Source organism: Arthrobacter sp. 10T425, assembly GCF_056393985.1.
The window spans coordinates 65,793-82,175 of the sequence record NZ_JBFTGZ010000019.1 but is presented as its reverse complement, the minus strand read 5'-3'; the positions used below and the strand labels follow the sequence as shown (position 1 = coordinate 82,175).

At 68.0% G+C, this 16,383-nt stretch carries 19 protein-coding genes; 15 read left to right on the top strand and 4 right to left on the bottom strand.

The features are described from left to right. Positions 1-10 precede the first annotated feature (10 nt). From AC1DDH_RS18630 to AC1DDH_RS18615, 4 genes are read left to right on the top strand one after another with little or no spacing between them, the layout of a single operon-like run. Complete coding sequence (locus AC1DDH_RS18630; RefSeq protein WP_476872793.1) at positions 11-1,234, top strand: molybdopterin molybdotransferase MoeA; 1,224 nt, start codon at positions 11-13, stop codon at positions 1,232-1,234. Next, the gene (gene moaC, locus AC1DDH_RS18625; protein ID WP_476849443.1) at positions 1,231-1,788 is read left to right on the top strand and encodes a cyclic pyranopterin monophosphate synthase MoaC; all 558 of its coding nucleotides are present in this window, start codon (positions 1,231-1,233) and stop codon (positions 1,786-1,788) included. Before AC1DDH_RS18630 ends, moaC begins: the two co-directional genes overlap by 4 nt. After that, on the top strand, positions 1,785-2,297 hold the full coding sequence (locus AC1DDH_RS18620; RefSeq protein WP_476849444.1) for a MogA/MoaB family molybdenum cofactor biosynthesis protein: 513 nt from the start codon (positions 1,785-1,787) through the stop codon (positions 2,295-2,297). The genes moaC and AC1DDH_RS18620 overlap by 4 nt, the downstream gene beginning before the upstream one ends. After that, positions 2,287-2,808 (top strand): molybdenum cofactor biosynthesis protein MoaE, encoded by a 522-nt coding sequence (locus tag AC1DDH_RS18615; protein WP_476888292.1) that lies wholly within the window; start codon positions 2,287-2,289, stop codon positions 2,806-2,808. The genes AC1DDH_RS18620 and AC1DDH_RS18615 overlap by 11 nt, the downstream gene beginning before the upstream one ends. Before the next feature lie 34 nt (positions 2,809-2,842). On the opposite strand, the gene AC1DDH_RS18610 is transcribed toward AC1DDH_RS18615, so the two are convergent. Next, positions 2,843-3,301, bottom strand: coding sequence for a Clp protease N-terminal domain-containing protein (locus AC1DDH_RS18610; protein ID WP_476856433.1), 459 nt, complete (start codon positions 3,299-3,301; stop codon positions 2,843-2,845). A 9-nt stretch (positions 3,302-3,310) separates the two neighbouring features. After that, positions 3,311-3,514 carry a helix-turn-helix domain-containing protein gene (locus tag AC1DDH_RS18605; protein WP_223914000.1) on the bottom strand — a complete coding sequence of 68 codons (204 nt, stop codon included), beginning with the start codon at positions 3,512-3,514 and terminating at the stop codon, positions 3,311-3,313. 206 nt (positions 3,515-3,720) lie between these two features. Between AC1DDH_RS18605 and dapB the strand changes: the two genes are divergently transcribed. Both dapB and AC1DDH_RS18595 read left to right on the top strand, forming a co-directional pair. Then, entirely contained in the window at positions 3,721-4,479 is a 759-nt protein-coding gene (gene dapB / locus AC1DDH_RS18600) for a 4-hydroxy-tetrahydrodipicolinate reductase (protein ID WP_476849447.1), read from the top strand. A gap of 5 nt (positions 4,480-4,484) precedes the next feature. Next, positions 4,485-4,967, top strand: coding sequence for a hypothetical protein (locus AC1DDH_RS18595; RefSeq protein WP_223913998.1), 483 nt, complete (start codon positions 4,485-4,487; stop codon positions 4,965-4,967). Positions 4,968-5,035: 68 nt separating this feature from the next. On the opposite strand, the gene AC1DDH_RS18590 is transcribed toward AC1DDH_RS18595, so the two are convergent. Then, the gene (locus AC1DDH_RS18590) at positions 5,036-6,289 is read right to left on the bottom strand and encodes a heparan-alpha-glucosaminide N-acetyltransferase domain-containing protein (protein ID WP_476956039.1); all 1,254 of its coding nucleotides are present in this window, start codon (positions 6,287-6,289) and stop codon (positions 5,036-5,038) included. A 115-nt stretch (positions 6,290-6,404) separates the two neighbouring features. Between AC1DDH_RS18590 and AC1DDH_RS18585 the strand changes: the two genes are divergently transcribed. From AC1DDH_RS18585 to AC1DDH_RS18550, 8 genes are all read left to right on the top strand, one after another. Beyond that, positions 6,405-6,860, top strand: a complete 456-nt coding sequence (locus AC1DDH_RS18585) for a hypothetical protein (RefSeq protein WP_476849449.1) — start codon at positions 6,405-6,407, stop codon at positions 6,858-6,860. A 9-nt stretch (positions 6,861-6,869) separates the two neighbouring features. After that, positions 6,870-7,634 carry a carbon-nitrogen hydrolase family protein gene (locus AC1DDH_RS18580; protein ID WP_476956038.1) on the top strand — a complete coding sequence of 255 codons (765 nt, stop codon included), beginning with the start codon at positions 6,870-6,872 and terminating at the stop codon, positions 7,632-7,634. A gap of 103 nt (positions 7,635-7,737) precedes the next feature. Beyond that, positions 7,738-8,646 carry a 4-hydroxy-tetrahydrodipicolinate synthase gene (gene dapA / locus AC1DDH_RS18575; RefSeq protein WP_223913994.1) on the top strand — a complete coding sequence of 303 codons (909 nt, stop codon included), beginning with the start codon at positions 7,738-7,740 and terminating at the stop codon, positions 8,644-8,646. Between the two features lie 60 nt (positions 8,647-8,706). Beyond that, positions 8,707-10,398, top strand: a complete 1,692-nt coding sequence (locus AC1DDH_RS18570) for a ribonuclease J (RefSeq protein WP_028277222.1) — start codon at positions 8,707-8,709, stop codon at positions 10,396-10,398. Between the two features lie 321 nt (positions 10,399-10,719). Beyond that, a complete protein-coding gene (locus AC1DDH_RS18565; RefSeq protein WP_476956037.1) occupies positions 10,720-13,695 on the top strand; it encodes an FtsK/SpoIIIE family DNA translocase in 2,976 nt (991 codons plus the stop codon). A 21-nt stretch (positions 13,696-13,716) separates the two neighbouring features. Further along, positions 13,717-14,355, top strand: a complete 639-nt coding sequence (pgsA, locus tag AC1DDH_RS18560) for a CDP-diacylglycerol--glycerol-3-phosphate 3-phosphatidyltransferase (protein WP_476849453.1) — start codon at positions 13,717-13,719, stop codon at positions 14,353-14,355. Then, the gene (locus tag AC1DDH_RS18555; RefSeq protein WP_476856427.1) at positions 14,352-14,894 is read left to right on the top strand and encodes a CinA family protein; all 543 of its coding nucleotides are present in this window, start codon (positions 14,352-14,354) and stop codon (positions 14,892-14,894) included. Before pgsA ends, AC1DDH_RS18555 begins: the two co-directional genes overlap by 4 nt. 139 nt (positions 14,895-15,033) lie before the next feature. Continuing rightward, positions 15,034-15,486 (top strand): helix-turn-helix domain-containing protein, encoded by a 453-nt coding sequence (locus AC1DDH_RS18550; RefSeq protein ID WP_026538316.1) that lies wholly within the window; start codon positions 15,034-15,036, stop codon positions 15,484-15,486. 99 nt (positions 15,487-15,585) lie between these two features. On the opposite strand, the gene AC1DDH_RS18545 is transcribed toward AC1DDH_RS18550, so the two are convergent. Beyond that, complete coding sequence (locus AC1DDH_RS18545; protein ID WP_223913991.1) at positions 15,586-16,095, bottom strand: MarR family winged helix-turn-helix transcriptional regulator; 510 nt, start codon at positions 16,093-16,095, stop codon at positions 15,586-15,588. Positions 16,096-16,136: 41 nt separating this feature from the next. On the opposite strand from AC1DDH_RS18545, the gene AC1DDH_RS18540 reads away from it, so the two are divergent. Then, positions 16,137-16,373 carry a DUF3046 domain-containing protein gene (locus AC1DDH_RS18540; protein WP_223913990.1) on the top strand — a complete coding sequence of 79 codons (237 nt, stop codon included), beginning with the start codon at positions 16,137-16,139 and terminating at the stop codon, positions 16,371-16,373. Positions 16,374-16,383 lie beyond the last annotated feature (10 nt).

Here is a 16,383-nt window from a genome sequence, read left to right as displayed (position 1 = left end):
CAGGAAACGCATGCACCGCACCGAGACAAGGCATGTCAGCGTTCAAGCACACCGGGACAAGGTGCGGGCCCTGCTGGCCCCCCTGCGCACCGAGGGGCGGGTGGAACGGCTCCCGCTGCTCGAAGCCCTGGGCCGGGGGCTCGCCGCCGACATCCTGGCGCCGCTGGACCTTCCCCCCTTCGCCAACTCGCAGATGGACGGCTTCGCGATCCGCAGCGCCGACGTGCCCGACGGCGGCAGGGAACTGCGTGTCGTCGCGCCCGTCCCGGCCGGAGCCACACCGGCGGAACTGGCCGCCGGCACGGCCGCCCCGATCATGACCGGCGCGATGATGCCGGCCGGGGCCGACGCCGTCGTTCCCATCGAGCAGGCCGTGCCCGATTCCTTCCCGGTGCCGGGGGAGCCCGCCACGGTCCACTTGCCGGCCGCCGCCGCCGGAACGTTCGTGCGCGACGCCGGCAGCGACATCCGCTCCGGCGAGCTCGCCCTCAGCGCGGGGACCTTCCTCGGCCCCGGCCAGCTGGGACTGCTGGCGGCGATGGGCTACACGGAGGTGCCCGTCCGTCCCTCCCTCCGGGTCCTCCTGGTCACCACCGGCGACGAGGTGGTGGAACCGGGCAGCCCGCTCGGACCGGGCAAGATCTTCGACTCCAACGGCACGCTGCTCGAGTCCTCCATGCGCCAGGCCGGGCTCCAGGTCACACGGACCGGCGTCTCCACGGACCAGCCGGATGAGCTCGCCGCGTTGCTGCGCCGGCACGCCCCCGCCGCGGACCTGATCGTCACCACCGGCGGCGTCAGCAAAGGTGCCTACGAGGTGGTCCGGCAGGCAATGGCCGGACACGACGTCGAATTCGGCGCCGTGGCGATGCAGCCGGGCGGCCCGCAGGGGATCGGCAGCTTCGATGGCGTCCCTGTGCTGGGGTTCCCGGGCAATCCGGTGAGCTGCCTGGTGTCCTTTGAAATGTTCCTGCGCCCGGTCCTCACGGAACTGTTCGGCGCCCCGGCGCCCCGGCCCGCCGTCCGCGCGCGCCTCGCCGAACCGCTGACCTCCCCGGCGGGCAAGCACCAGGTGCGGCGCGGCACGCTGGCTCCGGACGGCACGGTCAGGCTGGAGGGCGGCGCGGGCTCCCACCTGGTCCATGCCTTGGCCCGTTCCAACGCCCTCGTCCACGTGCCAGAGGGAACAGCGGCGCTCGCAGCGGGCGACGAAGTGGAAGTATGGATCCTGTGAATGATGTAGAAAACCCTGAAGCGGATGCCGCACCGGCGGACAACGGCGAAGCGGGCAACGGCGAAGCGGACAAAAGAGCCGTGGGCAACACCCGCCTGACCCACCTCCGCCACGACGGCACGGCCCAGATGGTGGATGTGTCCAACAAGGCGCAGTCCACCCGGGAAGCCACGGCCACCGCGACCGTCCGCAGCACGGCCGAGGTCCTGTCCCTCCTCGGCGGCGGTGAGCTCCCGAAGGGCGACGCCCTGGCCGTGGCCCGCATCGCCGGGATCATGGCGGCCAAGAAGACGCCGGACCTGATCCCGCTCTGCCACCCGCTGCCGATCGCCAAGGTCACCATCGACTTTGAGCTCGACACCGACGCCGTGACAATTTTCGCCACGGTCAAGACACGCGGCGTCACCGGGGTCGAGATGGAAGCCCTGACTGCGGCGACGGTCGCGGCACTGAGCGTGTACGACATGATCAAGGCCGTGGACAAGCACGCGGTCCTGACCGATATCAAGGTGCTCGCCAAAAGCGGCGGCAAGAGCGGGGACTGGACCCTATGAACATGCCTGAACCCCACCGCCACGGCGAGGCCACGGGCCGCAAGGCCGGTGTCGTGATCGCCTCCACCCGGGCGGCCTCCGGTGTCTATGAGGACCTCACGGGCCCTGTGATCATCGATTGGCTCACCGAACACGGCTTCGAGCCGTTCCCCGCCATGGTGGTGCCGGACGGGGCGCCGGTCGGGGCCGCGCTGAGGGCCCTGCTGAGCCAGCAGCCGGCCGTCATCATCACCAGCGGCGGCACCGGGCTGAGCCCCACCGACGCAACTCCGGAGCAGACGCTGCCCCTGCTGGACCGGGAAATCCCCGGCATCATGGAGGGCATCCGGAACGCCGGAACGGCCAAGACTCCGATGGCCATGCTCAGCCGGGGCCACGCGGGCGCAGCCGGACAGACGTTCATCGTGAACCTGCCCGGATCCCCGAAAGGCGTGATGGACGGTCTGGCCGTGCTGGATCCCATCGTTGGACACCTTTGCGACCAACTGGAAGGCAGCCATGGGCACTAATACCGGATTTGAAATCGTGCACGCCGTGCTGAGCGCCGAACCCATCTCGGTGGAGCAGGCCATCGCGGCGGTGGAGTCGGACACGGCAGGAGCGGTGGTCAGCTTCAGCGGCGTCGTCCGCAACCACGACGGCGGCAAGCAGGTCTCCCGGCTCAGCTACAGCGCCCACCCGACGGCCCACCAGGTGATGGCCGACGTCGTCGCCGGGCTTGTGGCGGAGCACTCGGTCCCGGCCGGGAGTGCCGCGCCCGGCGGATCTCCGGAGGACGCCGCCGGCGGCGCCGGCGCCACGCGGGACGAGCGGCAGCCGGTGCGGATCTGGGCGGCCCACAGGATCGGCATGCTGGAGATCGGCGATCCGGCTCTGGTGTGCGCCGTCTCGGCGGCCCACCGCGGCCAGGCCTTCGCCGTATGTGCAGAACTCGTCGACCGGATCAAGGCCCAAGTGCCGATCTGGAAGGAACAGTTTTTCGCCGACGGCAGCGTGGAGTGGGTCGGCGCCGGCGAGTAGACGCCGTGGTGACCGGCAGGAAGCCGGCTCCGGATCAGGAGGAAATAACCCTGCGCCGGACCCCCGCCCGGTCGACCCCCAGTTCCTTCAGCAGCACGGCTGCCGGATCGTGTTCCTGGCAGTCCAGCAGCGACAGCAGCAGATTCGCGGTGGTGATTTGTCGTGACTTCTGGTCCATGGCGTACCGAAGCATGCCTTCCATTACCGACCGGGCGCCCGAGCTGAAGGGCGGCTTCTTCCCCCGGCTGGGCATGGGGACGCGCTCAAAGCCGTGGGCATCTATACCGATTGATGCGAGTGCCGTGCGGTCAAGCCTCGCCGCCGCGGCCCGTGCCTGATCGAGCGTGACACCCAGAAGGGCGGCGGGAGCAGGATCGTGGAGCGCCCCCAGCAGCAGATGATCCGTGCCCAGCCGCTTGTCGCCGCTGCAGCGGGCCTCGTCCATGGCGAAGCCAACGATTTTTCGGGTGTCGTCGGCAAATCGTTCAAACATGGCTTGATCTCACTCTCGGTATTTTGCGTGGACGGACTGCCGCGAGACGCCCAGGGCGTCGCCGATCTGCTCCCAGGTCCATCCCCGCTGTCGGGCAGCTCTGACCTGCGCTGCCTCGACCTGTTCTGCCAGGCGATGGAGGGCGCCGACCGCCCGCAGACCGACGGCGGGGTCGAGTGAATGAATATGCGCGGACAGGTCATCAGTCTCCATGCCTGTCAGTTTAGATTGACAGGCATAAGGGCGTCAATCCAGCCTGACAGGCCTGGGTCGGCGTGTGACCCATCGAGCCGGCGGCCCGGGCCTTGCGGAACGTTGCTCACGCCGCGTGGCGGTCAGGCTGTCGCCCCCGGCGGCGGCCCTGTAACCAAGCGCCGCCGGTTCCGGAACGCAGCGGCCCCGGCGGTAGGGTTGATGGCATGACCGAACAACTCTCCGTCGCCGTGCTGGGCGCCAGCGGGCGCATGGGCGCAGAGGCCGTGAAGGCCATCGACGCCGCCGCGGACCTGACGCTCGTCGCGGCCCTTGGCCGCAACGACCCCCTCGACTCCCTTGTCAGCTCCGGCGCGCAGGTCGTGGTGGACCTGACCGTCCCCGAAAGCACCGAGGCGAACGTTCGCTTCGCCGTCGAGCACGGCATGCACGCCGTGGTCGGCACCACCGGCTGGGATGCCGGCCGGCTCGCGGGGCTGGAAGAACTCCTCGCCAACCGGCCCGGCGTCGGCGTCCTGATCGCCCCGAACTTCGCCCTCGGCTCCGTCCTGGCCTCCGCCTTCGCCGCCAAGGCGTCCAAGTACTTCGAATCCGTTGAAATTATTGAGCTTCACCACCCGGACAAGGTTGACGCGCCCTCCGGCACGGCCGTGCGCACGGCACAGCTGATCTCGGCCGAGCGCTCCGAGGCTGGCGTGCCGTCCAGCCCGGACGCCACCACCTCGGAACTCGCCGGTGCCCGCGGCACCGACGTCGACGGCATCCGGGTGCACAGTGTCCGGCTGGCCGGTCTTGTCGCGCACCAGGAGGTCCTGCTGGGCGGGCCGGGGGAGCAGCTGACCATCCGCCACGACTCCTTCGACCGTGCGTCCTTCATGCCCGGGGTGCTGCTGGGGATCCGCAGCGTCGCCGCTCACCCCGGTCTCACCGTGGGACTCGACGGCTACCTGGACCTGGGACTCTGAGTCAGATGTCCGCTGCCTTGACAGCCCTGAAAGCGAACCGCACCAAGATCTGGGTGGGGGCCGTCACCCTGCTGCTCGTGTTTTACCTGGTGGTGTCCCTTCAACGTTCCGTGCTCCTGATGTCCGACCCCAGCCTCGTGGCGAAGGCGATCGGCGTCGCCTACCTGGTGCTGCCGGTCATCGGGGCCTGGGCCCTGATCCGGGAACTGCTGTTTGGTGCCCGCACTGAGCGGTTGGCAAAGATCCTCGAAGCCGAGGGGGGCCTGCCGGAGGACACTCTGCCGCGCACGCCCGCCGGCCGGATCATCCGCGAAGCCGCCGACGCCGAATTTGAGAAGTACCGCGCTGAGGCCGAAGCTGCCCCCGAGGACTGGCGTTCCTGGTTCCGGCTCAGCTGTGCGTACGATGCTGCCGGCGACCGCAAGCGCGCCCGCGCCTCAATGCGCGACGCCGTGCGGATGTTCCGCGCCGGGGAGCAGAAGAACTAGCCGGACACCGTTTGCCGGGCCGCGCCGGGCCCGGCGGCGGAACTTAGCGCACGACCCGGCGGCGGAACTTAGCGTACGCGTCGAGACCGGCGGACTTGGGCCGGCTGGTGCCGGCCCGCCTGGCTGGCCGCATGGGTCGCCCACTCCAGCGGCCCGCGCCACGCCATGGCCGCGAAGACTCCGCCGGCCACCAGCATCCCGACAGCCTGCGCGAAATACACACCCTCCACGGTCCAGCCCGGCATCAAGGGCTGGTCGTGCAGGGCGGCCATGATGCACAGGTGAGCCGTGTAGAGGCTCAACGTCATGGCCCCGGCTCCGCGCAGCGGCAGCAGCAGATCCAGTTCCAGCCAGTCGCCCAGCCGGCCCAGCAGCAGGCACAGGCCGATCACGGCGGCAGCGGCCCCCGAGGTGTGCAACAGATCCAGCGTGGTGCCGGAGTGCGGTGCACTCGTGGCCAGCCACCACACTGAGCCTGACTGGTCGATGCCGGCCAGGTTGACCTGCAGCAGGCTCTCCAGCGGGTAGGCGGGATCGCCGATGTGCGCCTGAAGGGCCTGCCTGCCGCCCCAGTCCTCCAGCATGAGCGTCCCCAGCCACTTGGACATGACGGCCACCACCGTGCCGGCAGCAACGAGCAGGAACGGCACGGCCGCTTTCCACAGCGCCATCCGACCGATCACCAGTCCTATCAGGAGATAAGCGATCCACTGCAGGACAGGGTAGTAGCCCGTGAGAAAGAGGTCGCCCAGCAGCCTGGCCGTGGTGGCCAGATCCTCCCAGCTTGGGTTGTGCCCCAGCCGCAGGGGCGGATCGGCGGACAGCAGCCACGGCCGCAGGAGGTAGGCCAGGGCGGGGGCAGCCAGTATCCAGAGGACCGCGAGTGCGGCCAGGCGTTTCAGCCCAAGCCCGACAAAGGGCAGCACGCACAGGAACAGCAGGGCGTAGTGGACCAGAATTATCGCGATGTTGACTTCCAGCCCGCCCAGGGAGAGCCCGACGGCACCGATTACGAGCGCCCGCAAGGCGATGCCTCTGCGGGCACCCCGCAGTTCGGCGCCCTCAAGCGGCTGCTGTTTCCCCGTGGACAAGGCGAGCCCGACTCCGGCCAGCACGGCGAACAGCGCGGCTGCACGTCCGGAAAACGCCAGGCCGATCCAGGTGGGCGTGAGCTGCGGGTCCGGCTCAAAGGTTGCCAGCACGTGGGTGGCCATCATGGCCAGCAGGGCCAGGCCGCGCGCGGCGTCGATGCCGGCCAGCCGGACGCCGGGGGGAGTGCCCCGGACGGTCCGGGAAGCCGTAGTCATTCCGCGCGCCGTCATCATCTGATCGTCTCACGATCGGCCCGGTGACCGTCTCATCTTCGGCCTGCCCGCAGCCCCGATCCTTCTCCGGGCATCCCTTGTATTCGAATATATGTTCGAATACGATGGGCGCATGAACGACGCCCCAGAGCCAGCCTTCCTGAAGCCCGAATTCACCGGCCGGGAATCCACAAGCCGACAATTTCCGGGCCCGGATCCGTCGGGCCCGCAACTGAACAGCGCGACGCCTGGCGGACGGACGAACGGTGGCGAGCCGGCGGCCGGCGTCCTCAAAGCCATGAGCCCGGGCGTCGTGGACTTCCTCTTCCGGCGCTTGGTCGCCGGGGAGCCGGCCGAGGACGTTCAGTGGGGGAAGGAAGGTGCGGCGCTGGCCGCGGTGCCGCCGGGAGCTGAGCTGGCCCGGCGGCTGGCCGAGACGGACCTCGACGCCCTCACTCCAACCGAACTGTTCGACTACGTGCGGGCGGCCCAGCGTCTAGCCGCCTGGGCAGAGGCCCTTCGCGAAACCGCCGTCGGGCGTTACTGCTCGGCACCTTCGGCTCCCTCCGGCGAAAGACGGGGTGCATAGGATGGCAGGGTGACCACTGGCTCAATCACCGCGCTGACGCTGTCCGCCGTCCAATACCAGGCCCTGGATGGTGGCGTTGCCACCAACGTGCCCGAGCACATCCGGCTGATCGAAGACGCCGAGTCGCATGGAGCCCGGCTTGTCATCTTTCCCGAACTCTCGCTGACGGGATACCGGCTGGACCTGCTGGACGGACCCGGGGAGTGGCTGAGCGCGGCTGACCGGCGGCTGGACGGCATCCGGGAAATCTGCCGGCGCACCGGAATAACCGCCGTCGTCGGTGCCGCGTTCAAAGACGCGGACGGTACTCCGCGGCTGGCCGCCCTCGCGGTCCATCCAACAGGCTCCATCGAGACCAGCTTCAAAACGCACCTGCACGGACCGGAGCAGGATCTCTTCGTGGCCGGCAGTAATCCAGCGGTCCTGGAGATCGACGGCTGGAAGGTCGCCCTGGCGATCTGCTTCGACGCAGCCCGCCCCGGCCATGCGGAATGGGCCGCGGACGCCGGGGCGGACATCTATGCCGTCTCGGCCCTCTACCCGGCCGGCGAAGACCACCGGCTGGCACTGCATCTCGGCGCCCGGGCCATGGACAACCGGATGTTCTCCGTCCTGGCGAACCTGGCGGGCGCCACGCCGCTCGGCCCTTCGTGTGGCCTGAGCGGGTTCTGGGGTCCCGACGGGCTCCCGCTCCGGCAGGCGGCCGGCACCGGCACCGAGGTGCTGACCGCGAGCCTCCAACACAGTGTGCTGGCGCGGTTTCGGCGGCCCTGAGTCCGGCCGGGCCGCCGAAACGTGACGCACGGCCGCCGAGTTTGACGTTCGTCACACCGCCGCCATTGTCCTAACATGCCGCAGACAAGGTAACGTTTTTCATATGGCTGACTCTGATATTCGCTCTTACACGTTCGGGACCCTCGTGACTGCCATGGTCACGCCTTTCACATCGGACGGTGAGGTCGACTACCGGCAGTCGGCGGAACTGGCGAGCAAGCTCGTCGACGACGGCAATGACGCCCTCGTGATCTCCGGCACCACGGGTGAGACCTCCACGCTCGAGGACGACGAAAAAGAGAAGCTCTTCCGCGTCATCGTCGAGGCCGTGGGCGACCGCGCCAAGGTCATCGCCGGAACCGGGACCAACCACACCTCGCACTCGATCGAGATGGCCAAGCGCGCCGCCAAGGCCGGAGCCCACGGCCAGCTGATCGTCACACCGTATTACAACAAGCCCAGCCAGGCCGGTATCCAGGCGCACGTCGAGGCCGTGGCCGACGCCGCCGACCTCCCCGTCATGGTCTACGACATCCCCGGCCGTGCCGGCGTGCCCATCCTGCCCGAGACCATGATCCGGCTCGCCGACCACCCCAGGATCGTCGCCCTCAAGGATGCCAAGGCCGACTTCAACGCCCTCACGCGCGTCCTGGCGAACACCGATCTTGATGTCTACTCCGGCGACGACGGCCTCACGCTGCCGTGGATGGCCGCCGGTGCCGTCGGGCTGGTCAGCGTCTCCGCGCACGTCGCGACGCGGCAATTCCGTGCGCTGATCGATGCCGCACTTGCAGGCGATTTTGCTACCGCCCGCACCCTACATTTCGAACTGGACCCCGTGGTCCGCGCAGTGATGACCCACATTCAGGGTGCTGTCGCTGCCAAGCAGGTTCTTAAGTGGCAGGGAGTCCTGCCCAACTCGGTTGTCCGTTTGCCCCTCGTGGAGCCGGGCGAGGCCGAGATCGCAACCATCCGCGAGGATTTGGCGGAAGCGGGGATGGTCTTTTCCTGATCGGGAGCCAATCCTGACGGTTAAGAACCAGCCCGGCTTCAGCCTGGAAAGTAGTGCACTATGACCCAAACCGCCCTTCCCGGCCTTGTCACGCCGCCCCGCCTCCCGAAGAACACCCTGCGGATCGTACCGCTCGGCGGAATCGGGGAAATCGGTCGAAACATGACCGTTTTCGAGATCGATGGCAAGCTCCTCATCGTTGACTGCGGCGTCCTCTTCCCCGAGGAGACCCAGCCCGGCGTCGACCTCATCCTGCCGGACTTCTCCTACATCGAGAACCGTCTCCAGGACATCGTCGCGGTAGTCCTGACCCACGGACACGAAGACCACATCGGCGCCGTCCCCTACCTCCTGCGCCTGCGCGCCGACATCCCCATCGTCGGTTCACAGCTGACACTGGCCCTCATCGAGGCCAAGCTGCAGGAACACCGGATCAAGCCGAACACGAAGATCGTCGTCGAGGGCCAGGTCGAGAAGTACGGGCCCTTCGAATGCGAGTTCATCGCCGTCAACCACTCCATCCCGGACGCCCTGGCCGTGTTCCTCCGCACCTCGGGCGGCACCGTCCTGCACACCGGTGACTTCAAGATGGACCAGCTGCCGCTGGATGGCCGCATCACCGACCTCCGGCACTTCGCCAAGCTGGGCGAAGAAGGCGTGGACCTGTTCATGTCGGATTCGACCAACGCCGACGTCCCGGGGTTCACCACCGCCGAGAAGGAAATCGGACCCACCCTGGACCGGCTGTTCGGGCAGGCCTCCAAGCGCATCATCGTCGCCTCCTTCTCCTCGCACGTGCACCGCGTCCAGCAGGTTCTCGATGCCGCCGCCAACCACAACCGCAAGGTTGCCTTCGTGGGCCGCTCCATGGTCCGGAACATGGCCATCGCCGCGAAACTGGGCTACCTGGAGGTCCCGGCCGGGATCCTGGTCGACATCAAGAACATCGACAACCTGCCGGACAACCGGGTTGTGCTGATGTCCACCGGCTCCCAGGGCGAGCCCATGGCCGCCCTGTCCCGCATGGCCAACGGCGACCACCGCGTCGTCGTCGGCGAGGGCGATACCGTCATCCTTGCGTCCAGCCTGATCCCGGGCAACGAAAACGCCGTCTTCCGCATCATCAACGGACTGCTGAAGCTCGGCGCCGACGTCATCCACAAGGGCAACGCCAAGGTGCACGTCTCCGGCCACGCTGCCGCCGGCGAGCTGCTGTACTGCTACAACATCCTTGAGCCGCTTAACGCCATGCCGGTGCACGGCGAAACCCGCCACCTCATCGCCAACGGCAAGATCGCCCTCGAATCCGGCGTGCCGGAGGAAAGCATCCTGCTCGCGGACAACGGCAGCGTGATCGACCTGCGCGACCACCAGGCCGACATCGTGGGCCAGGTCGAGGTCGGATTCGTCTACGTCGACGGCTCCAGCGTCGGCGAGGTCACCGAAGCAGACCTCAAGGACCGCCAGACCCTCGGCGATGAAGGCTTCATCTCCATCATCACGGTCATCCACCGTGCCACCGGCAAGGTGGTGTCCGGGCCGGAAATCCACGCCCGCGGCGTGGCGGAGGACGATTCCGTCTTCGACGAGATCATCCCCAAGATCAATGAGGCCCTCGAAGAAGCCGTGCTGAACCGCACGGACCACACGACGCACCAGCTGCAGCAGGTCGTCCGCCGGGTCGTCGGCACGTGGGTCAACCGCAAGCTGCGCCGCAAGCCCATGATCATCCCGGTGGTCCTTGAGGCGTAAGCCTCAGTTGGTTCGCCGGGCGTAAGCCTCAGGTGGTTGACCGGGCGTAAGCCTCAGGTGGTCCTTGAGGCGTAAGCCTCAGTTGGTTCGCCGGGCGTAAGCCTCAGGTGGTTCACCGGGCGTAAGCCTCAGGTGGTTCACCGGGCGTAAGTCCTTCACTCGCACCCGGCGCATGCCTGGTCAACGGCCTTCCCCGCCATCCCGCAGCCTGAGCGCCGCGGGATGGCGGGGGAGGCCGTTCCCGTTGGTGGTGGCGGCAACATGATCCCGGACGCCCGGAAATTCGGGGTTTTCGGCCCGGCATCCGGTACCGTGGCGGGTATGGCGACTCGTACTTCTTCCGCGCCTAGAGGAAACTCAAGCGGCAAATCAGGCAGTTCTCCCGGCCGGGGGTCCCGTCCCGCCGCATCCAAATCCGCCCGGCCGCGGGGAGCCGCAGGTGGGACCGCAGGTAGAAACACAGCCACCGCGCGGACCCGGCAGTTGGCCGTTGTTGAGCCGCACCAGCCCTGGGTGGTGAGGGTGCTGGCCGGTGCCTGGCTGGGCATCGCCCACGTGATCGGCGCCGGCATCCGGCGGGTCGGCCACGACGTCAGCGACCTAGCCCCCGAGGACCGCCGCGACGGCGCCGCCCTGTTCAACCTGGCCCTGGGAGTCTTCGTTGCCACCTTCGCGTGGTGGGGGTTCCAGGGCTGGCTCCCTGACCTCGTGTTTGCGATCGTCAACGGCACGTTCGGCTGGATGGCCCTGCTGCTGCCGCTCATGCTGTTCGTGTGCGCTTTCCGCCTGTTCCGCCAGCCCGACGACGGCCGCGGCAACAACCGGGTCGGCATCGGTTTCCTCATCATGACGTTCGCCGGTTCCGGGCTGGCCCACATCATTGGCGGCCAGCCGACCGTCGCCGACGGCTTCGACGGCCTGCGCCGGGCCGGCGGCATGCTCGGCTACCTCGCCGCCGCCCCGCTCGCCGCCGTGCACACCGCCGTCCCCGTCGCGGTCTACGGCCTGCTGGCCTTCACCTCGCTGCTGATCGTCACCGCCACGCCCTTCGGCGCGATCCCTGGCCGCCTGCGCGACGCCTACGAGCACCTGATGGGCATCGACCTGCAGGACGACGACGGCGGCGATCGCCACGACCGCAGCTACCTTTACGAGAACGACGCGCCGGCCCCGCCCAGGAAGAAGCGCAAACGCCTCTTCGGCAAGGACCACGACGACGAGTCCGGCCTGGAAGGCTACGTCGGCGACGAGGCCTTCGAACGCGCCCTCATCGCAGATGACGAAGCAGCGGACGCACCTCCGGCCAAGGGCACGAGGGGCAAGGCGCGTTCTGGCGTCGCAGGCGACGCCGCGCCCGATGTCGCGCCCGGCGTCCGCCGTCCCACCCAGGCCGAGATCGCCGTCGAAAAGATAAAAGCCGCCCAGGGCCTCGGCACGGCAGGATCCGCCGGCGCTGCGGCGGAGTCCAGCGGCGACGCCACCGAGGCCATCCCGCTGGTCACACCGGGGATGGTGGCCGCGGGATCGCTCAATGCCGCCGCTGCGGCCGCCAAGGTCCCCTCCAACCCGGTCGCGCCCGCACCTCTGCCCACCCCCATTCCGCAGCGCACCGAGCAGCTTTCCCTGGCCGGCGACGTCACCTACACCCTGCCGGCGTCGGACGTGCTGACACCCGGTTCCATCCCCAAGGAACGCACCGAGGCCAACGACGCGATTGTCGCCTCGCTGACCGAGACCCTCAACCAGTTCAACGTGGAGGCGCAGGTCACCGGCTTCAGCCGCGGCCCCACCGTGACCCGCTACGAAATCGAACTGTCCCCGGGCACCAAGGTGGAACGGGTCACCGCCCTGTCCAAGAACATCTCCTATGCCGTGGCCAGCTCGGATGTCCGCATCCTGAGCCCCATCCCGGGCAAGTCGGCCATCGGCATCGAAATCCCCAACACGGACCGCGAAACCGTGTCCCTGGGCGACGTGCTCCGCAGCCAGAACGCCCGCCGCACCGACCACCCCATGGTCATGGGGGTCGGCAAGGACGTCGAGGGCGGGTACGTCGTGGCCAACCTGGCCAAGATGCCGCACCTGCTCGTGGCCGGCGCCACCGGTGCCGGTAAGTCCTCGTTCGTGAACTCGATGATCACCTCCATCCTGATGCGGGCCACCCCGGACGAGGTCCGGATGGTCATGGTGGACCCCAAGCGCGTGGAACTCACCGCCTACGAAGGGGTCCCGCACCTCATCACCCCGATCATCACCAACCCGAAGAAGGCGGCCGAGGCCCTGCAGTGGGTGGTCCGGGAAATGGATGCCCGATATGACGACCTCGCGAATTACGGCTTCAAGCACATCGATGACTTCAACAAGGCTGTCCGGGCCGGCAAGGTCCACCCGCCGGTGGATTCCAAGCGCGTCATCAAGCCGTACCCATACCTGCTGGTCATCGTGGACGAACTCGCCGACCTCATGATGGTGGCCCCGCGCGACGTCGAAGACTCGATTGTCCGCATCACGCAGCTGGCCCGTGCGGCCGGCATCCACCTGGTCCTGGCCACCCAGCGCCCGTCGGTCGACGTCGTGACCGGCCTGATCAAGGCGAACGTGCCCTCCCGCATGGCCTTCGCCACCTCCTCTGTCACCGACTCCCGGGTGGTCCTGGACCAGCCGGGCGCCGAGAAACTCATCGGGCAGGGCGATGCTTTGTTCCTGCCAATGGGGGCCTCGAAGGCCATGCGTGTCCAGGGTGCCTGGGTCACCGAGTCCGAGATCCACAAGGTCGTCGAGCACGTCAAGGGCCAGCTCAAGGCCGTCTACCGCGACGACGTCGCGCCCGAGGCGCAGAAGAAGCAGATCGATGACGACATCGGGGACGATCTCGAGGTCCTGCTCCAGGCAACTGAGCTCGTGGTCACCACCCAGTTCGGCTCCACCTCGATGCTCCAGCGCAAGCTCCGCGTCGGCTTCGCGAAGGCCGGCCGTCTCATGGACCTGCTCGAGTCCAGGGGAGTGGTGGGGCCCTCCGAAGGTTCCAAGGCGCGCGACGTGCTGGTCAAGCCCGATGACCTCGCCGCAGTGCTGGCCGCGATGAAGGGACAGGACGGCCCGGTGTCCGCCGACTCGCAGACCGCGGCGCTGAGCGATAACGCCAACGCGAACATCGCCCAGGGCGGTTACGCCGAGGACCTCGTGGCGGCGGACCTGGAGAACCGCACCCAGGCGATCGACTACCACGACGGCGCCGACGGCGGTTCCGGCGACGAGGACGGCTCAGAGGACGCCTGGTCGCTCACCGGCCGGTAGCGCAGACGGTAGCCTAGGAAGGTGAATAGCGCCGAAGCCAACGCCGGATCCGCCTCGCAGATCTGGAACCTGCCGAATGTCCTCACGATGCTGCGGATAGTGCTGGTGCCGTTCTTCGTCTGGTTCCTCCTCCTCGACGCGCCGGGGCTGCAGGCCCAGAACGGCGTCTGGCGCTGGGCGGCCGCCTTCGTTTTCGCGGTGGCCATCTACACGGACAAGCTCGACGGCGACATCGCCCGGTCCCGCGGCCTCGTCACCGATTTTGGCAAGATTGCCGACCCGATCGCCGACAAGCTCCTGATCGGTTCCGCGCTGGTCATGCTCTCCTTGCTCCAGGAACTGCCCTGGTGGGTCACCATCCTGATCCTGGTCCGGGAGTGGGGCATCACCGCCCTGCGCTTCTTCGTCATCCGCTACGGCGTTATCCCGGCCTCGCGCGGCGGCAAGCTCAAGACGGTGGTGCAGACGGCGGCCATCTTCCTCTACGTCCTTCCGTTGGCATCCCTCGCCCCGTGGCTGGGCGTTGTGGCGTTCATCGTGATGATGGCCGCCCTGGCCATCACCCTGTGGACCGGCGGCGAATACGTCATTGAGGCGCTCAAACTGCGGGCCGCCGGCATCAAGGCAGAGAAACAACGTTCAAGGGAGAACAAGCCATGAACCAGCCGGACCCCGTTCCTCACCCCAACCTGCACCCCAATCTGCATCCCAATCTGCACCGCCTGGCGGAGCAGGCCGTCACCGGCGCCCTCGGCCGCGGCCTGACCGCCGCCACCGCCGAATCCCTCACCGCCGGGATGGTCACCGCCGTGCTGGCCGACACGCCCGGCGCCTCCGGGATGCTGCAGGGCGGCGTGGTGTCCTATGCCAACAGGGTCAAGTCCGACGTCCTCGGCGTCCCCGCTGAGCTGCTCGACGCCGTCGGCTCCGTGGACGGCCAGGTAGCCGCAGCCATGGCCGACGGGGCGCGCCGCATCTGCGGCGCCGATATCGGCGTGTCCACTACCGGCGTGGCCGGTCCCGAACCGCACGACGGCAAAGCGGTGGGCACGGTCTTTGTCGGCATCGCCACGGCGGAAGGATCGACGTCGTACCCCTATTCCTTTGACGGCAGCCGCGCCGAGATCCGCGCACTTGCCTGCGGCGCCGCGCTGGAACGTCTGCTGGAGGCCCTATCTTCCGAAGGCTACCGGGCGTAAAGTTGCCGGGAACAAAAGTTGATTCCGAATAGTTGTTACATTGTGTCGCTTCCAAATGAGGGAGGCGCCTAGGATGAAAACATCAGCAGAGTCCGCCCCCACCGGCGGACTCGACAGTACGAGGAGCAAGGCGATACAGATGGTAAAGCAGCCCGTATCCGTAAACGGCGTTGTCCGCTGGAAGGATGTGGGCCTCGCCGATCAGGCCAAGAGCGAACAGAAGGAGCGCAAGATGGTTGTACTACGTCACGAAATCGGTGATGTCCTGCGCGATGTCCGCCAGCGCCAGGGCCGTACGCTCCGCGAAGTCTCGCACAGTGCCCGCGTTTCCCTGGGCTACCTGAGCGAAGTGGAACGCGGCCAGAAGGAAGCCTCCTCGGAGTTGCTCTCCTCGATCTGCTCGGCCCTCGATGTTCCGCTTTCGAGCATGCTCCGCGAAGTTAGCGACCGCGTCGCGGTCGCCGAGGGCGTCGCGGTTCCGGACACCGTCCCCCAGGAGTTCGCGCAGCGCTATGGCCGCGACCTCGACCGGGAACTGAACTCCGATCTCACCGACGAGCTGGCCAAGGGCCTCCTTTCCGGGGCGCGCTAGCAGCCAGCTCACCTAAGACCTAAGACACAAAAGAGGACCTCCGACCCAGGTCGGAGGTCCTTTGTCGTGTTTCGGTGACCAGGGTTCCCGGTGGGGGAGTCAGGCGGGCTCGTCCCGGGGGAAACCGTCGCGCTCGTAGGTGGCATTGAGCTTGGCCATGTACATGGCCAAAGCCTGCAGATCCTCGGCCGGCCATTCCGCCAGGCGTTCCCGGAACACCTCACGCCGTGCGTCCTGGACCTGGTGCATCCTTTCCTCGCCTTCGGACGTCAGCCGGATGGCCTGCGCCCGGCCGTCCAGCGGGTCAGCCTCCTTCGACACCAGCCCGAGGCCCTCGAGGAAGGCGATCTGCCGGCTCACCGATGGCTTGCCGACGCCGATGCAGGAGGCTAGGTCGGTCAGCCGGATGGGGCCCTGCTGGCGGATCACGCTGAGCAGGCCGTAGGCGGCGGGTTCCATGTCCGGGTGGACCTGGCGCGAGAGCTGGTGGGAAATCGACCGGCCCCGGCGCCAGAGCAGACTCAGCTGGTTCTCGACGGCGTCCAGGGCGGCGTCCGCGCCGGCGGTATCGGGAGCGGGATCGCCCGCGGACTCAGTTGGGTTGCTCATGGCAACCATTCTAGAGTCCCCGGCCGTGAGAGACTTTACTCGTGCGAATCAGTGACTTTTGGCGGCTTATGGACGACGAGTTCGGCGCGGGATACTCCCGCGTCCTGAGCAGTTCGCTGGTCCTGGCCGGGGTCGGGGGCCGCACCGCGGACCAGGCGCTCAGCGCCGGCGTTCCGCCGCGCCAGGTGTGGCTTGCCATGTGCGACGTCCAGGACGTTCCGCCGGAACGCCGCCTGGGCCGCGACGTCAAACCCCGTGACACCACCGGGCCCCGCTGACGCCTGCGTC